The organism is Lysinibacillus sp. RU7, from assembly GCF_057837305.1.
Genome location: NZ_JBYQFK010000298.1, coordinates 1 through 239 on the forward strand (window position 1 = coordinate 1; position 239 = coordinate 239).

A 239-nucleotide genomic window follows, 5' to 3' on the forward strand; every position below is an offset into this window, starting at 1 on the left:
GAACCCAACGCGCCTAGCGGCGCAAGCCGGTTCAGCAGAATCGTCACCTTCCGACCCGGGTTTTGAGAAGCGGTTCCAGCTTCGGCCAGACGTTATCGAGCATCGTCGGCTGCGCTGCGGCAATGGGGTGGATGCGATCTTCCTGGAACCAGTCGGGCCGCTGTGCAACCCCTTCGAGCAGGAATGGCACCAGTGGCAGCTTGTACTGCTGCGCCAGCTTGCCGAACATGGCGAAGAAG

1 pseudogene is annotated in these 239 nt (G+C 61.9%); it reads right to left on the minus strand.

Going from position 1 to position 239, the window contains the following annotated elements:
* Positions 1–43 precede the first annotated feature (43 nt).
* Positions 44–239 (minus strand): annotated as a pseudogene (locus AC3II9_RS22465) (hypothetical protein); the annotation flags it as partial.